Raw genomic sequence first — 14,290 nt, forward strand, 5'->3', positions numbered from 1 at the left:
TTCACCCGAAGGTTACAATCAGGCGCCGACTGCATCGCAAGGCAACGGCATGAAATGGATGGCGCATGCCCACCTCCCTCCGCATTCTCTACAGGGTCGTCTTCGATGCGATCTGGCATTTTTCGGAGGATGACGGTTGGGCCATGGCAAGCCACGTGGCGCTCTCCACGCTACTCGCGCTGTTCCCCTTCCTGATCTTCGGAACGGCCCTGGCCTCCTTTCTCGGGGCCGACCAGTTCGCCGACACCGCCGTCCACCTGATCTTCGACACATGGCCCCCCTCGATCGCGGAGCCGATCTCGCGGGAGGTCGTCGCCGTGCTGACGATCCCGCGCGGCGGCCTTCTCACTCTCTCGGTGCTTGCGGCGGCCTACTTCGCCTCCAACGGCGTCGAGGCGTTGCGCGTCTCTCTCAACCGCGCCTATCGCGTGGCCGAAACGCGCTACTGGTACATGACGCGCCTCGCGAGCCTCGGCTTCGTCGTCGTCGGCGTGCTGGCGCTCGTCGTCATCAGCATCGCGCTCGTTGCGGTCCCCATTGCCGTGAAGGAAAGTGGCACCTGGCTCCCCTGGCTGACCTATATCTACTCGGTCGTGCAGAACTGGGGCATCATGGGCACGATTATCGTCCTGTTCGTCGGGTTGCTCATCGCGCATCTGTGGATGCCGGCGGGACATCGTCGAATTATGGATGTCCTTCCCGGCATCATTCTCACGCTGCTTGCCTGGAGCATCGGCGCCTACGCCTTCGCCCGATATCTCGCTGCCTTCGCCACGTATGTGACGACCTATGCGGGCCTTGCCTCTATCATGGTCGCGCTGGTCTTCCTCTACATCGTCGGCGTGATCTTCATTCTGGGAGCGGAAATCAACGCCGCCATCCTCAAGTACCGGGTCAAGCACATTATCCGTGACCGGTTCCGCGAACCAAGGGAGCAGAAGGTACTGGGCGACAAGGGAGACGAACTATCCGACACCCGCAAGGAGCGCGCGAACATCCGCCGGTGAGAAGCCTCTTTCGCGGGAGGAGGCCAGTCCCGTGTCGCCGTTGCTCTTGGAAAGCTTGCGCCCGTCAGGACCGAGCACCAGCCCGTGGTGGCGATAGCGAGGCGCGGGAAGCCCGAGCAGAACCTGCAGCAGCCGATGGACCGACGTCGCGTGGAAGAGATCCTGACCCCGCACCACGTCCGTCACGCCCTGGGCCCAGTCGTCGAGCGTGACAGCCAGATGATAGCTGCCCGGCGCGTCGGAACGGGAGAGGACGACGTCCCCCCACTGCCCAGGATCAGCTGCGATCTTGCCTGTCTGGCCCTCCGGCCCTTTGCCTTCCTCCTCCCAGGAGAGCAGCGGCCCCGCCTCCTGCGTCGCTCGGCTCATGTTCAGTCGCCATGCATGCTTGCGTCCCTCGGCGATCCACCGGCGAGCAACGGCGGGGTCGAGCTCCCTTTCCTGCTCCGGATAGAGAAGCGCGCCGTCCGGATCACACGGCCAGTTTCCGCCGTCGAGCGAATGGGTCTTCGCAATCGACTTCACCTCGCCGCGGCTGAGGAAGGCGGGATAGACGAGCCCCCTGGCGATCAGGCGTTCGAGGGCCTCGGCATAGCCGGCAAGGTGCTCCGACTGGCGGCGGACCGGCGTCTCCCAGGAAAGCCCCAGCCAGGCCAGGTCCCGATAGATGGCTTCCTCGAATTCCGGCCGGGAACGGGTGGTATCGACATCCTCGATACGCAGGAGGAATCGTCCGCCGCACGCTTGCGCCAGGTCGTGGTTCAGGATGGCGGAAAATGCGTGACCGAGATGCAGCGCTCCGTTTGGACTGGGGGCGAAGCGGAACACGCGTTTTGACAAAGACAGATCCATGGTTTTCTCTTGGCATGAATTCGGCATTGGCGTCACTATCGTCGTGATGGCGCGATAGTCCGCTTTGGTGAATGTCATGCAGATGCACATGATAAGGACGAAGGAAGATGTCGCAGCCGGTCTCGTGGACCTGGCGCTGCTCGACCGCCGCCTTTTTTCCGTGATCGACAAGGCGGGGCCCGTGCCGCTGCGCAGGCTCGATCCCGGCTATCGCGGGATCGCCGGGATCATCGTCTCGCAAATGGTTTCCCGGGCGAGCGCCAACGCCATCTGGGGGAGGCTCGAGGCCGCAGCGGTGGAGATCACGCCCCACCACGTCCTCAACCTCAGCGATGCCGACCTGCGGGGCGCCGGACTGTCGCGCTCGAAGGCCGAGACGCTGCGCCGGGTAGCCGAGGCGATCGACGGCAACGCGCTGGATCTCGACGCCGTCTGCCACATGGAGGCGGAAGCCGCGATCCGCCTGCTGACCCAGATCAAGGGCGTCGGCCGATGGACCGCGGAGGTCTATCTTCTCTTCTGCGCCGGTCATCCGGACGTCTTCCCGGCAGGGGATGTTGCGCTGCAAAATGCGGTCGCACATGCCTTCGGGCTGGTCGTGCGTCCCTCCGCCGCGGAACTCGATCAGATCGCGGCAACGTGGTCGCCGTGGCGGGGTGTTTCGGCACGGCTTTTTTGGGCCTATTATTCCCGTGCGATGCGAAGCGAGGCAGCGCCAGTGATGCCGGAATAGCACGCGGCGCACGGAGTGGCGAAAGTTCTGTTTTGCTTTTTCTTTCAGGCTTCACAATGCTGTAACATCAGGCCTAATATAGAGATGCAGATGCCGAATCGATCAGGAGAATCACTTGACGATTTCTGTTTCACCACAGGCCCTGCCAGCTCTGGTTCTGAATGCTGACTACAGGCCACTGAGTTACTACCCCTTGTCGTTGTGGTCCTGGCAGGACGCGATCAAGGCCGTATTCCTAGACCGCGTAAACATCATAGCCGAGTACGAGCATTCGGTGTCATCCCCGAGCTTCACGATGCGCCTGCCGAGCGTCGTGTGCCTCAAGAACTACGTGCAGCCTTCGCGCCACCCCGCCTTCACACGGTTCAACGTGTTCCTGCGCGACAAGTTCGAATGCCAGTATTGCAGTTCGCCGGACGACCTCACCTTCGACCATGTCATTCCGCGTGCCCACGGGGGCGAAACGACATGGTGTAACGTGGTGGCCGCCTGCTCGCCCTGCAATCTCAGGAAGGGCAGCAAGCTGCCGAAGCAGGCGGGCATGTTCCCGCATCAGAAGCCCTACCAGCCGACGGTTCAGGATCTGCACAACAACGGGCGTCTGTTTCCACCCAACTATCTGCATGAGAGCTGGATGGACTATCTCTACTGGGATGTCGAACTGCAGCCCTGAGGGCTCTGCGGCATTGGCGCAAGCCCCTCTCGCAGGTGCGATCCGATCTGACGGAGGCACCCGGGAGGAGCCATGTCCCTTCAGATCCGCACCAAAAGAGCGCGTGGACCTACGCGCGTTTCCCGCGTGCACCGCCGAAAGCTATTGCCGCAAGGATCAGGCTCGCGATCACGTTCCATCCCGCAAACGACAGTCCGAGGAAACGGAAAGACGCATCGGAACATGACGGTGGCTTCGTCGTGCTGAGCTCGGAAAGGAGCGAGCCTGCATCGCGCGCGATGCCTGGCGCAGACGTCGAGCACGTCGCCGGCCCTTCCCAGAAGTGCCACTCGACGCCCGAGTGGTAGACGCCAAGCCCGGCACCGACCAGCATCATCACGCCCACGATCACGAGCAGGCTGCGGGTGAGCCAGGCAGGACCGCCGAAGAATGCGGACGCTGCCGCGAGCACGGCAACGGGAATGCCGTAATAGTAGGGATCGCGCTGCAGGAGGCAGAGCGCACAGGGAATGTAACCGCCGATGTGCTGGAAGCCGAGGGCGCCGCCCACCGTTCCCGCCATGCCGAGGGCAAGCAACAGGGAGGGCAGCAGGCGATTTTTCGGTGTGACGGACGAGTTCATGACGGTGCGTTCCATGTGGGTCAGCGGATGAAGCGATAAGCGATATAGACCAGGATGAGCAGCGCCGCCCCGACTCCGGTAATCAGAGCGAGCCGCTTTTCTATGAAATGCCGTATGGACTCGCCATGTCGGCGCAGCAACCATGCCAGGAAGTAGAAGCGCGCGCTCCTCGCGATGGCGGACGCCACAATGAACACCCCGAGATTGATGTTGGCGGCACCGGAAAGGATCGTGACGACCTTGATCGGCGGAAGATGGGCAAGTCCCGAGGTGACCAGCATAAGGACCAGTGTCTGGTACCCGACGGAGGCTCTCAGCTCCTCCAGCGCCTCGTACTTTCCGTAGAAGGTGAGAACGGGTTTGGCGATCGTCTCGAAGGCGTAGTGGCCGAGATACCATCCGGCGACACCCCCGAGGACGGAGGCGATCGAAGCGATCAGCGCGCAACGCCACGCCCTCTCCGGGCGCGCGAGCGCGAGCGGAAGAAACAGGACGTCGGCGGGAACGAGGAAGACCGAACTCTCAACGAAGGCGATGACGGCGAGCCAGACCTCGGCGGATTTCCTCGCTGCAAGGGACATCGTCCAGTCATAGAGGCGTCGCAGCATACGGGTGTTCCAGTTGACAGGTCGCGATATCTAGCAGGTGACGCCGATATGTAAATTGGCGCACGCGATTGTGATCATGGGTTTGGGAACGCATTTGCTGTTGACCGGTCCAAAACGCATCGTGTAAACGGCGATGACTGCTTGTCGCAGGTGCCGTGCCCCATTGGCGGAACTGGTAGACGCGCTCGACTCAAAATCGAGTTCCGAAAGGAGTGCTGGTTCGATTCCGGCATGGGGCACCAAAGCTTTCATTTCACCCATCAATACTCCGTTTTTGGGGCTCCGCGAGCGATCGGATGGCCTGGTCGCCGGCAGGCTCGCTCATCTCGCCCCGCCATCCTCGGTGAACCGTGCCACCCGCGCTCATTGCTTCCGGTCCGATTTCCATGGCCAAGGGGTGATCGAGGCAGCGCTCGCGCCCGACATGCCTTTTCCTTCCTCCCGCTATTGTTTGGCCTCGATTGGGGCGCATGATCTCCGCCTTCACAAACAAATCAACGGCGCCATGCGTAGACAAGAGTGCCGATTTCAGGAGGAGGAGGACCCGCATGTCTTCCAAGATCTATCGACAGTCCATTGGTCCACAGGACCTGCGGATGGTGCGCGAGATCCTGCAGCGTGCAGGCTACATCACGTCGAACATGGATGCCGGGCAAGGACCCCACCGCAAGGCAGCCTTGATGCTCATCCGGCGCTTCAAGTCGGCGTCCCTTGATATCGAAACGACCCGGCTCTCACGGCAGGAGCCTCCGCCAGTCCCCGATTCCGGCGCGGAGAGAAGCGCTTCACGGATGAATGCGCGCCCTTGAAAGGTTCGAATGCGCGGAGTGTCGTGCTGGTCCCGGACAGCGGGTTGCATGCGAGGGCGTACATCAGCGCTGAGGAAGGCATCACCACGGCAGGGGCTCAGAAAGCCTGCGCCCCTGCGGCTGTCTCCCCAAGCTCGTCCTGAGCCTGTTCCTGCCGGCCTGTTGAACCTTTAGGCGCGCCGGGCGTTCCAGACCATCGATTCGAGGAAGGAGAAGGCGATGGTTTTCAAGACGGGGACCTTTCACGGGGAGAAACCCGAGCATTTCGACGGGCCTCATCCGGCGTGGCTCGAATCCGCCGTGGCCGAAAACTTGGCCGCCGCAGGTGATGTCGATGCATCGGACATTACGGTGACCTGCAGGGGCACCCGGGTGATCCTCACCGGCAATGTGGCCTCCGAAGAGGAGGCACAGCGCGCCGTAGCGGTGGCAGGCGCCACAAAAGGCGTCGAATCGGTAGAAAACCGGCTTTCGAGCATCTAGGGCGACGATTGCCGGGGCGACCCGGAAAGTGTTAGGTGCAGTGCAGCGAAACGGAGCTGCACCGAACATGCTTGCCGAAAAGCCGACCTATGACGAACTTTATCGCGAGTTCGTCTGGCAGATTCCGGAAAAATTCAACATTGGGCGGGCAATTGCCGACGATTGGGCAGCGCGTGAACCTGATCGCGTCTGCCTTCAGCATTTCAGCCCGGACGGCAATCACAAGTCCCTCACCTACGGCACGCTTTCCGCCCGCTCCTCGTCCGTCGCGCATGGGCTTGTTGCGCACGGTGTACGGCCGGGCGATCGCGTCGCGATCTTGCTGCCACAGGGTTTCGAGACCGTCATCGCCCATCTCGCAATCTACAAGCTCGGTGCGATCGCCCTTCCGCTCGCATTGCTCTTCGGTGCCGAAGCGCTGGAGTTCCGGCTGAAGGACTCGGGCGCGTCGGCAATCATTACCAATCGCTTCGGCCTCGAACGTCTGGGCAGCATCCCTGCGGAGCTGCACGATCTTGAGCTCGTCGTCGTTGCCGACGGCGAGCCTCCAGCAACAGCCGTCTCGTTCCACGCGCTTGCGGAGAGTTATCCGTCGGTCTTCGACGCGGTGGACAGCGGCCCGGACGACCCTGCGATGATGATCTATACATCAGGGACGACAGGACCGCCGAAAGGTGCGCTTCACGGCCATCGTGTCCTGCTCGGCCACGTCCCAGGCTTCCAGATGCACCATGAGTTCCTGCCACAGCCCGGCGACCGCATATGGACCCCGGCAGACTGGGCCTGGGCCGGAGGCCTTCTGAACGTCCTGCTCCCGTCGCTTCTGCTGGGTGTGCCGGTGGTATCGTCGCCGGGCCAAAAATTCGATCCGCACATGGCCTTCCGGATCATGGCGGAGATGAAGGTGCGCAATGCCTTCATTCCACCTACCGCCCTCAGGCTGATGAAATCAGTCGAGAACCCACTCGAGAAATACGACATCAGGCTGCGCACGATCGGGTCTGCCGGCGAATCGCTCGGAAGCGAGACCTGGCAATGGGTCCGCGATACCCTTGATATCACCATCAACGAGTTCTACGGCCAGACCGAATGCAACATCGTGATCGGTTCGATCGGCAAACTCGGCGTCTCCCGGCCCGGCCCCATCGGTAAGGCCGTTCCGGGCCATGAGGTCGCGATCATCGATGCCAACGGGGTGGTCCTGCCGGCCGGGACTGTTGGCCAGGTCGCGGTCCGCCGGCCAGACCCTGTCATGTTCCTCGGCTACTGGAACAAGCCCGACGCGACGGCCGCCAAGTTCGTCGGTGACTGGATGACGACCGGCGATCTCGGAAGCATGGATGCCGAGGGATACGTCACGTTCTTCGGCCGCGACGACGATGTCATCACCTCCTCCGGATACCGGATAGGCCCGAGCGAGATCGAGGACTGTCTCGCAGGGCACCCTGCGGTGCAACTGGCGGCCGTCGTCGGCAAGCCGGACAGCCTGCGCACGGAAATCGTCAAGGCCTATGTGGTTCTCGAGACAGGTATCGCGGCGGGCGTCGCCCTGGCCGACGAAATCCGCGAATGGGTGAAGACCCGGCTGTCGATGCACGAGTACCCGCGCGAGATCGAATTCGTGGATTCGTTGCCTCTCACGACGTCCGGAAAGGTCATCAGGCACCTGCTGCGGTCACGGGCCGCCGAGGAGGCGCGCGCGACGGGCGCCGCCTGATCCCTCGCCTCAGCGCTTGGCGAGCGCGCGGATCTTCTCACGCAGGAGCCGCGCCATCTTGCGCGTGTTGCGGTAGAGATGCAGTTGGGTCGCCACCTGGCGGACGTCCCGGTCCTTGTTCTGCGCAAGACCGATGACAAGCGTTCCCATTGCCTCGCGCTCCTGCCAGAACCGGCTCATGATCGGATGGGTAGGAATGGCACAGGAATCCGACCGCACGATATTGGCATCATCCAGATGCCATTCGGTCAGTTCGGCGACGAGAAGCTTTCCTGGCGAATACATCGCATAGGCCTCGTCATAGGCCGTCTTCCAGGTGTAGGCCTCGCCGCCGGTCATGAAGACGATCATCGAAGCGATCGCCCGCCCGTCGAGGTCGAGCGTGTGGATGCGCACGCCGTCGGTCTCGGCGAGATTGGAGATCGCTTCGCGCGCGAAGGCGGCGCGGTAGCGGTCCGTTATCATTGCGGTGCGCGCGCGGCCCTTCCAGCCGCTTGCTTCGAGCAGCAGGAACTCCTCCATGCGCAGGCGGATATCCTGCGGCTGGCGGGCAACGCTGTAGGATAACTGGCCCGCCTGATCGAGTTTTCGCCACTGCCGGTGCAGCTCGCGAAAATGGTTGGGCGAGATGGCGTTTCGCACATAGGTCGCGCCATCCGCAAAGCTTTCAAGCATGGGACGCTCGTAGGGCTCGGCGACCGCCACCGGAAGATTCCGCCCGATCGCGACCGCGCGCATCAGGCGCGCGAAAGGCCCGTTCAGCCTCAGGTCCGGAAGGACGAGGACACCGGGCAAGGCGAGATCCGGACGACCAAGGGCCTCCAGAAGATTGTCCATCGTTTCCGAGGCTTCCTCGGCGTCGATCAATGGCGTTCCGAGCGGTCCGAAAGGGTGGGCCCAGGCACGAATGATGCTTCCGCCGACCGCAAAGCCGGGTTTGTCGACCGAGAACGGCATCAGATAGCGTATGCGGCTTCGCCTTGAATCCTCGTCACGGATGACCGACAGCCGTATGATCCTGTCCTCGAGCCGCGGCATGGCGGGTGCAAGAAAACGGCCCGTGAAGAAGACGTTCGGCTCGAGCGCGCGATTCGCCAGGAAATCGAGCTCCTGCTGGAGATCGTAGCCCGCAATCCCCGGATAGACCGACAGCGTTCGGCCGGGGCGGCCGATCGCGACCTCCCTCTCCGCTTCCGGCCGCTCGACACGCTGCATGCGGGAAGGCTGGGTCTGTGGGGCCGCCAGGTTGTCCTGAAAGTGTACCGGGTCGATCATGGCGTCAAACCTGCCTGTTTTCCATCCTCGCCAAGGGATTGGCAAAGGCGAAGAGGACAATTCCAATCTTGCGGCGGACGGTGATGTGCAGAAGCAGTGCTTCCACCATCATCGCACCCATTGTAGCGAGAGCCGCGCCGGTCAGGCCGAAGAGTGGGATGAGCGTCACATTGAGGGCGACATTGGCGGCAAGTGCCGCGGCATAGACCACTACGCAAAGCCGCTGTTCTCCTGCCATCGTCAGAAGCACTTCCCCCGGCCCCACGGCGGCCTTTGCGATGATCCCCGCATAGAGGATGACCATCAGGCTGTATCCCGCGGTGAACGCCGATCCGAAGAGCGCCAGCAGGAATTCTCCAGCGAGCAACACGGCAAGCCCGACGGCGAGTGATGGCCAGAAGCTCCAGCGGGCCGTCTCGCCGGCGAAGGAAGCAAGCGCCGAGCGGTCGCCGTCGGCAAAAAGTGCCGAGAAGCGCGGGGCGGCCGCCGCCTTCACGGAGAACAACACGAAATGGACGAGCGCCATGGTCTTTGCGGCGGCGAAATAGATCGCGACGCTTTCGGGATCCAGAAACATCCCGACGACCACGACGTCGGAATTCGTCAGCAGAAAGCCGAAACCCTCGATGAGGAAAATCGGGATCGCCACCTTGAACCAGGTCGGGAATTCGATCCGTCGCGGACCCGGGAGGTAGCGGCGTTTCAGGCGCCAGACGATGTTGAAGAACTGCACGACCGACGTGAGATAGGTTGCCGCCAGCCCCGCGGCCATCGCTGTGCGGGCAGTGGCGGGCGCCCCGCACAACACGGCTCCCACCATGAAGATCAGGATGAGCAGCGGACGGGTGATGTAGGTGGGGCTGAGGGCCACGACTGCCCAGCTGTGGGCACGGGCCGTCCCCTCGAGCACATCGCCGAGAGCGATCATCGGCAGGCAGAAGATGCCGAGATAGAGCGGGATGATGTAGTAGCTCTCGAGATGCGAGCCGAACGCCCAGAGGCCGGCAAGGCTGATCGCAGCCAGCGTTCCGGATGACACCATGGCGAAGACGCGCGCAGTCGAGGTCAGGCCGCGGATCTCTTCACGCGCATCGCGTGCATTGTATTGCGGCAAGAACCGGACGACCGTCGAGTGGAACCCGAGGCACGACAGGTTACCGAAAAGGACGACGAGGACCCAGACGAAAACGAATATGCCGTATTCGAACTCGCCCATCATGCGCGCAAGCACAATCTGCGAGACAAAGGCGATCACGGCGCTGACGACGCGTATGGCGAATGCGATCAGAGCCATACGCTGGGCCAGATTGTGGGGATCGTCGCCGGTCAAAATGATGGCGAGCGTCCGGATCAGCGGCGCCAACTTCCCGCGAAGTCCGGGGGGCAGAAGCCTCTCCGCCGACTGAATGACCGCCATGAACACAGGAACCCGTACGCTACGCAGAACTGGACGACACTCTTGTCAGATCACGGTTAACAAAGCGTGTGCCAACCCTACGGTTGCATGAGGAGTTGGCCGCCCGCCGGATGTCAGGGCATCCCCGGCAAGTGACTGCTCGCGCACGGCCCGGTCAAACCGAACGGCCCGGGATCTTGGTCGATCCCGGGCCGCTGGAATTTCGGTGGCATAGTTGACTGGCCGTCAGACCTGCTCGAAGGCACCGTGGCAATGCTTGTACTTCTTGCCGGAACCGCACGGGCACGGCTCGTTGCGCGATACCCTGCCCCAGGATGCCGGATCCTGTGGGTTGCGGTCCTCGGGGGCGACGGCGGTGGCCATGAAGCCACCCTCGTGGAAGTCGTCTTCGCCCGTCGTGCCGTCGATGTGGTGACCCTCCATCTGCGGAAGTGCCGGAGCAGGAGCCTCGGCGGCCTCGCGGACCAGTTCCACCCTCATCATCTGACCCGTGACGGTCTGGCGAAGGTTTGCGAGAAGCGCCTGGAAGAGTTCGAAAGCCTCCGACTTGTATTCCTGCAGCGGGTCGCGCTGCGCGTAGCCGCGGAACCCGATGACCGAACGCAGGTGATCGAGGTTTACGATGTGCTCGCGCCAGAGGTGATCGAGCGTCTGCAGCACGACCGAACGCTCGACATAGTTCATGATTTCTGGGCCGAAGCGCTGGGCACGGTCGGCCGCAGCCTCGTCCGCAGCCTTCGTGATCCGTCCGAGAATATCGCTCTCGTCGATGCCTTCCTCGGCTGCCCACGCTTCGAGGGGCAGGTCGAGATTGAGATGCTGGGCAACGCCTGCCTTGAGGCCGGCGATGTCCCACTGCTCGGCGTAGGCCCGCTCGGGTATGTGCATCTTGACGAGATTTTCGATGACCTCGTTGCGCATGTCGTCGACGGTTTCGGAGATGTTTTCCGCTTCCATCAGCTCGAGCCGCTGCTCGAAGATGACCTTGCGCTGGTCATTGAGCACGTCGTCGTACTTCAGAAGGTTCTTGCGGATATCGAAGTTCCTCGCCTCGACCTTCTTCTGTGCGCGCTCGAGCGCCTTGTTGATCCACGGATGAACAATCGCCTCGCCTTCCTTGAGGCCGAGCTTCTGGAGCATGCTGTCCATGCGATCGGAACCGAAAATCCGCATCAGGTCGTCCTGAAGGGACAGGAAGAACTTCGACCGTCCGGGGTCGCCCTGGCGGCCCGAACGGCCACGCAGTTGGTTGTCGATGCGGCGGCTCTCGTGACGCTCCGTCGCAAGGACATAGAGGCCCCGGCGGCAAGCGCCTGCTCCTTGAGCTTCTTGACCTCCTCGATGATGCTGCTCCGCTTGGCGTCGCGCTCGGCACCCGGCTCGATCTCCGCCAGTTCCCGTTCGAGGCGCATTTCGAGGTTGCCGCCGAGCTGGATGTCCGTGCCGCGGCCCGCCATGTTGGTCGCAATGGTCACGGCACCCGGTACTCCGGCCTGGGAAACGATATAGGCTTCCTGCTCGTGGTAGCGCGCATTCAGCACCTGGAAGCCGCTGAATCCGGAGCGCTTCAGCATCTCCGCAAGCAGTTCCGACTTCTCGATCGAGGTGGTGCCGACAAGGATCGGCTGTCCGCGCTCGCGGCAATCCTTGATCTCGGCGATGATCGCCTTGTATTTTTCCTCGGCGGTCCGGTAGACCTCGTCGTCCTCGTCGATGCGCTTGATCGGCAGGTTGGTCGGGACCTCGACCACATCGAGACCGTAGATGTTGCCGAATTCCTCGGCCTCGGTCGACGCGGTACCCGTCATGCCGCCAAGCTTCGAGTACATGCGGAAGTAGTTCTGGAAGGTGACCGAGGCGAGCGTCTGGTTTTCCGGCTGGATCTGGACCTTTTCCTTGGCCTCCAGCGCCTGGTGCTGGCCTTCCGAGTAGCGCCGTCCCGGCATCATGCGACCGGTGAACTCGTCGATGATGACGATTTCGTCGTTGCGGACGATGTAGTCCTTGTCGCGGGTGAACAGCTTGTGGGCCTTCAGCGCATTGTTGATGTGATGGACGATGGCCACGTTCTCGACGTCATAGAGCGACTCGCCCTTGAGCAGGTTTGCCGCGCGCAGCAGCCCTTCGAGTTTCTCCGTCCCGATTTCGGAGAAGTTCGCGGAGCGCTGCTTCTCGTCGATCTCGTAGTCGGCCTCGTCCAGCATGGGAATGAAGGCGTCGATCGTGATGTAGAGATCGGATCGGTCGTCGAGCGGTCCGGAAATGATAAGCGGCGTGCGGGCCTCGTCCACGAGAATGGAGTCGACTTCGTCCACAATTGCGAAGAAGTGGCCACGCTGGACCATCTGGCCGCGATCATACTTCATATTGTCGCGCAGATAGTCGAAGCCGAGTTCGTTGTTGGTCGCGTACGTCACGTCGCAGGCATAGGCGGCGCGGCGCTGGTCATCATCGAGACCATGCACGATGACGCCCGTCGTCATGCCGAGAAAGCCGTAGACCCTGCCCATCATCGCGGAGTCGCGCGTGGCCAGATAGTCGTTCACGGTAACCACGTGAACGCCGTTTCCGGCAAGGGCGTTCAGATAGACGGGCAGTGTCGCCACGAGCGTCTTGCCTTCGCCGGTCTTCATTTCGGCGATCGACTTCTCGTGAAGGATCATGCCGCCAACCAGCTGGACGTCGAAGGGGCGGAGGCCGAGCACCCGGCGTGCCGCCTCGCGTGCGACCGCAAACGCCGGCACGAGCAGATCGTCCAGGGTCTTTCCGGCCGCCAGCTGCGCGCGGAATTCCACCGTCTTGGCTGCGAGCTGCTCGTCGGTGAGAGCCTTCATCTCGCCCTCGAGCGCGTTTATGGCATCTACCTTCGGCTGGTAGGAGCGGATTCGTCGCTCGTTCGACGACCCAAACAGTTTACGGGCGAGACCGCCAAGACTGACCATCAGGATGGTCCTTTCTATTGTGCACCGGCAAAGGGTTGTCCGGCAGGGTAAAATGCGCGCAAAGCCGTGAAACGCCCGGAAACTGTTCTGGACGCGAGATTGCGTGACAGATAAGAGGGGGGTCGAATGATGTCAACGGCGCAGTCGGTTGCAGAACCGCCACATTGTGGTGTTGTGGAGCCGAATGGAACCCGGAATCGATGGGATTTCGGCGTGGATGTGAAAGGTCTTTTGAGTATGTTCAAGCACAGCAAGTTTGCAGCGGTCGCTATTCTGGCGATCTCCGCCTATCACGGCGCTGCCTTCGCGCAGGATGCAGCAGACCCGGTCGTGGCCAAGGTCGGTGGCGTCGAAGTCCATCAGTCGGAACTGACCCTTGCTATGACGGGCCTCGATCCGCAGCTCGCCAACCTCCCCGAGGAGCAGAAGCGCGTCGCCGCACTTTCCGCCATCATCGACGTCAAGCTGCTCGCCGCCGACGCCAACAAGGAAGGCCTGCAGAACGACGAGACTTTCAAGCAGCGCGTCGCCTACCTCACCGACCGCGAGCTCCACAATGCCTACTTCAAGAAGCATGTGGTCGATTCCGTCACGCCGGAAGAGGTGAAGGCCCGCTACGAGAAGGAAATCGCTGCGATCGAACCGCAGGAAGAGGTGCACGCGCGCCACATCCTGGTGAAAACCCAGCAGGAAGCCAAGGACGTCATCGTGGCGCTTGATGGCGGCAAGGACTTCGTCGAACTCGCCAAGGAGAAGTCGACGGATCCGAACAAGTCCGAAGGCGGCGATCTCGGCTATTTCACGAAGGGCCGCATGGTCCCGGAATTTGAAACGGCAGCCTTCGCGCTCGAAAAGGGTACCTACTCCAAGGAGCCGGTGCAGACGCAGTTCGGCTTCCACGTCATCAAGGTCGAGGACAAGCGCAAGCAGGCGCCGCCTACTCTCGAGCAGGTGCAGGATCAGGTTCGCCAGCTCGTCATGCGCGACAAGTACGTTAAGCTCCTGGAAGACGCCAAGGCTGAATCGACCGTCGAGATCGAGGATCCGGCCCTGAAGAAGGCCTATGAAGAGGTCAACAAGCAGCAGGCCGATCAGAAGCCGCAGCAGCAGTAGGATCAATCGGGGCCCGGCATGTCCGGGCCCCTTTTTGCT

The 14,290-nt window shown here is 62.2% G+C and carries 12 protein-coding genes, 1 tRNA gene and 1 pseudogene; 8 read left to right on the forward strand and 6 right to left on the reverse strand.

Annotation, left to right across the window (positions count from 1 at the left end; translation table 11 throughout):
* The first annotated feature begins 65 nt into the window (after positions 1–65).
* Positions 66–1,007: a YihY/virulence factor BrkB family protein gene (locus F3Y30_RS01570; protein ID WP_203424839.1), complete on the forward strand. Its 942-nt coding sequence runs from the start codon at positions 66–68 to the stop codon at positions 1,005–1,007.
* Here F3Y30_RS01570 and gluQRS read toward each other — a convergent pair.
* Entirely contained in the window at positions 966–1,859 is an 894-nt protein-coding gene (gene gluQRS, locus F3Y30_RS01575) for a tRNA glutamyl-Q(34) synthetase GluQRS (protein WP_203424840.1), read from the reverse strand. The genes F3Y30_RS01570 and gluQRS overlap by 42 nt on opposite strands.
* 82 nt (positions 1,860–1,941) lie before the next feature.
* Here gluQRS and F3Y30_RS01580 point away from each other — a divergent pair, with 82 nt between their 5' ends.
* Complete coding sequence (locus tag F3Y30_RS01580; protein WP_203426445.1) at positions 1,942–2,592, forward strand: DNA-3-methyladenine glycosylase; 651 nt, start codon at positions 1,942–1,944, stop codon at positions 2,590–2,592.
* Between the two features lie 115 nt (positions 2,593–2,707).
* The gene (locus tag F3Y30_RS01585; RefSeq protein ID WP_203424841.1) at positions 2,708–3,265 is read left to right on the forward strand and encodes an HNH endonuclease; all 558 of its coding nucleotides are present in this window, start codon (positions 2,708–2,710) and stop codon (positions 3,263–3,265) included.
* Positions 3,266–3,374: 109 nt separating this feature from the next.
* On the opposite strand, the gene F3Y30_RS01590 is transcribed toward F3Y30_RS01585, so the two are convergent.
* Complete coding sequence (locus F3Y30_RS01590; protein WP_203424842.1) at positions 3,375–3,887, reverse strand: disulfide bond formation protein B; 513 nt, start codon at positions 3,885–3,887, stop codon at positions 3,375–3,377.
* Between the two features lie 20 nt (positions 3,888–3,907).
* Positions 3,908–4,495, reverse strand: a complete 588-nt coding sequence (locus F3Y30_RS01595) for a YqaA family protein (protein WP_203424843.1) — start codon at positions 4,493–4,495, stop codon at positions 3,908–3,910.
* A gap of 157 nt (positions 4,496–4,652) precedes the next feature.
* Between F3Y30_RS01595 and F3Y30_RS01600 the strand changes: the two genes are divergently transcribed.
* From F3Y30_RS01600 to F3Y30_RS01615, 4 genes are all read left to right on the forward strand, one after another.
* Positions 4,653–4,737, forward strand: a tRNA-Leu gene (locus tag F3Y30_RS01600).
* A gap of 306 nt (positions 4,738–5,043) precedes the next feature.
* Positions 5,044–5,304 (forward strand): hypothetical protein, encoded by a 261-nt coding sequence (locus F3Y30_RS01605; RefSeq protein WP_203424844.1) that lies wholly within the window; start codon positions 5,044–5,046, stop codon positions 5,302–5,304.
* Between the two features lie 219 nt (positions 5,305–5,523).
* Positions 5,524–5,787, forward strand: coding sequence for a BON domain-containing protein (locus F3Y30_RS01610; protein ID WP_203424845.1), 264 nt, complete (start codon positions 5,524–5,526; stop codon positions 5,785–5,787).
* A 67-nt stretch (positions 5,788–5,854) separates the two neighbouring features.
* Positions 5,855–7,504: an AMP-binding protein gene (locus F3Y30_RS01615; protein ID WP_203424846.1), complete on the forward strand. Its 1,650-nt coding sequence runs from the start codon at positions 5,855–5,857 to the stop codon at positions 7,502–7,504.
* Between the two features lie 9 nt (positions 7,505–7,513).
* Here F3Y30_RS01615 and F3Y30_RS01620 read toward each other — a convergent pair whose 3' ends face one another.
* The 3 genes and pseudogenes from F3Y30_RS01620 to secA all read right to left on the reverse strand — a co-directional run bounded on the left by F3Y30_RS01620 (position 7,514) and on the right by secA (position 13,138).
* On the reverse strand, positions 7,514–8,779 hold the full coding sequence (locus F3Y30_RS01620; protein ID WP_203424847.1) for a GNAT family N-acetyltransferase: 1,266 nt from the start codon (positions 8,777–8,779) through the stop codon (positions 7,514–7,516).
* 4 nt (positions 8,780–8,783) lie between these two features.
* Positions 8,784–10,196, reverse strand: coding sequence for a lipopolysaccharide biosynthesis protein (locus F3Y30_RS01625; protein WP_203424848.1), 1,413 nt, complete (start codon positions 10,194–10,196; stop codon positions 8,784–8,786).
* Between the two features lie 225 nt (positions 10,197–10,421).
* Positions 10,422–13,138, reverse strand: a pseudogene (secA, locus tag F3Y30_RS01630) (preprotein translocase subunit SecA).
* A gap of 237 nt (positions 13,139–13,375) precedes the next feature.
* On the opposite strand from secA, the gene F3Y30_RS01635 reads away from it, so the two are divergent.
* The gene (locus tag F3Y30_RS01635; RefSeq protein ID WP_203424849.1) at positions 13,376–14,251 is read left to right on the forward strand and encodes a peptidylprolyl isomerase; all 876 of its coding nucleotides are present in this window, start codon (positions 13,376–13,378) and stop codon (positions 14,249–14,251) included.
* The last annotated feature ends 39 nt before the right edge of the window (positions 14,252–14,290 follow it).

The sequence above is a fragment of the Sinorhizobium sp. BG8 genome, from assembly GCF_016864555.1.
Taxonomy (GTDB): Bacteria; Pseudomonadota; Alphaproteobacteria; order Rhizobiales; family Rhizobiaceae; genus BG8.

Excerpts from the sequence above, each read along its gene's own strand:
- F3Y30_RS01570 (WP_203424839.1), top strand. The coding sequence starts at position 66 with ATGCCCACCTCCCTCCGCATTCTCTACAGGGTCGTCTTCGATGCGATC.
- F3Y30_RS01595 (WP_203424843.1), bottom strand. The coding sequence starts at position 4,495 with ATGCTGCGACGCCTCTATGACTGGACGATGTCCCTTGCAGCGAGGAAA.
- F3Y30_RS01635 (WP_203424849.1), top strand. The coding sequence starts at position 13,376 with ATGTTCAAGCACAGCAAGTTTGCAGCGGTCGCTATTCTGGCGATCTCC.
- F3Y30_RS01580 (WP_203426445.1), top strand. The coding sequence starts at position 1,942 with ATGCACATGATAAGGACGAAGGAAGATGTCGCAGCCGGTCTCGTGGAC.
- F3Y30_RS01605 (WP_203424844.1), top strand. The coding sequence starts at position 5,044 with ATGTCTTCCAAGATCTATCGACAGTCCATTGGTCCACAGGACCTGCGG.
- gluQRS (WP_203424840.1), bottom strand. The coding sequence starts at position 1,859 with ATGGATCTGTCTTTGTCAAAACGCGTGTTCCGCTTCGCCCCCAGTCCA.
- F3Y30_RS01590 (WP_203424842.1), bottom strand. The coding sequence starts at position 3,887 with ATGAACTCGTCCGTCACACCGAAAAATCGCCTGCTGCCCTCCCTGTTG.
- F3Y30_RS01625 (WP_203424848.1), bottom strand. The coding sequence starts at position 10,196 with ATGGCGGTCATTCAGTCGGCGGAGAGGCTTCTGCCCCCCGGACTTCGC.
- F3Y30_RS01615 (WP_203424846.1), top strand. The coding sequence starts at position 5,855 with ATGCTTGCCGAAAAGCCGACCTATGACGAACTTTATCGCGAGTTCGTC.
- F3Y30_RS01610 (WP_203424845.1), top strand. The coding sequence starts at position 5,524 with ATGGTTTTCAAGACGGGGACCTTTCACGGGGAGAAACCCGAGCATTTC.
- F3Y30_RS01620 (WP_203424847.1), bottom strand. The coding sequence starts at position 8,779 with ATGATCGACCCGGTACACTTTCAGGACAACCTGGCGGCCCCACAGACC.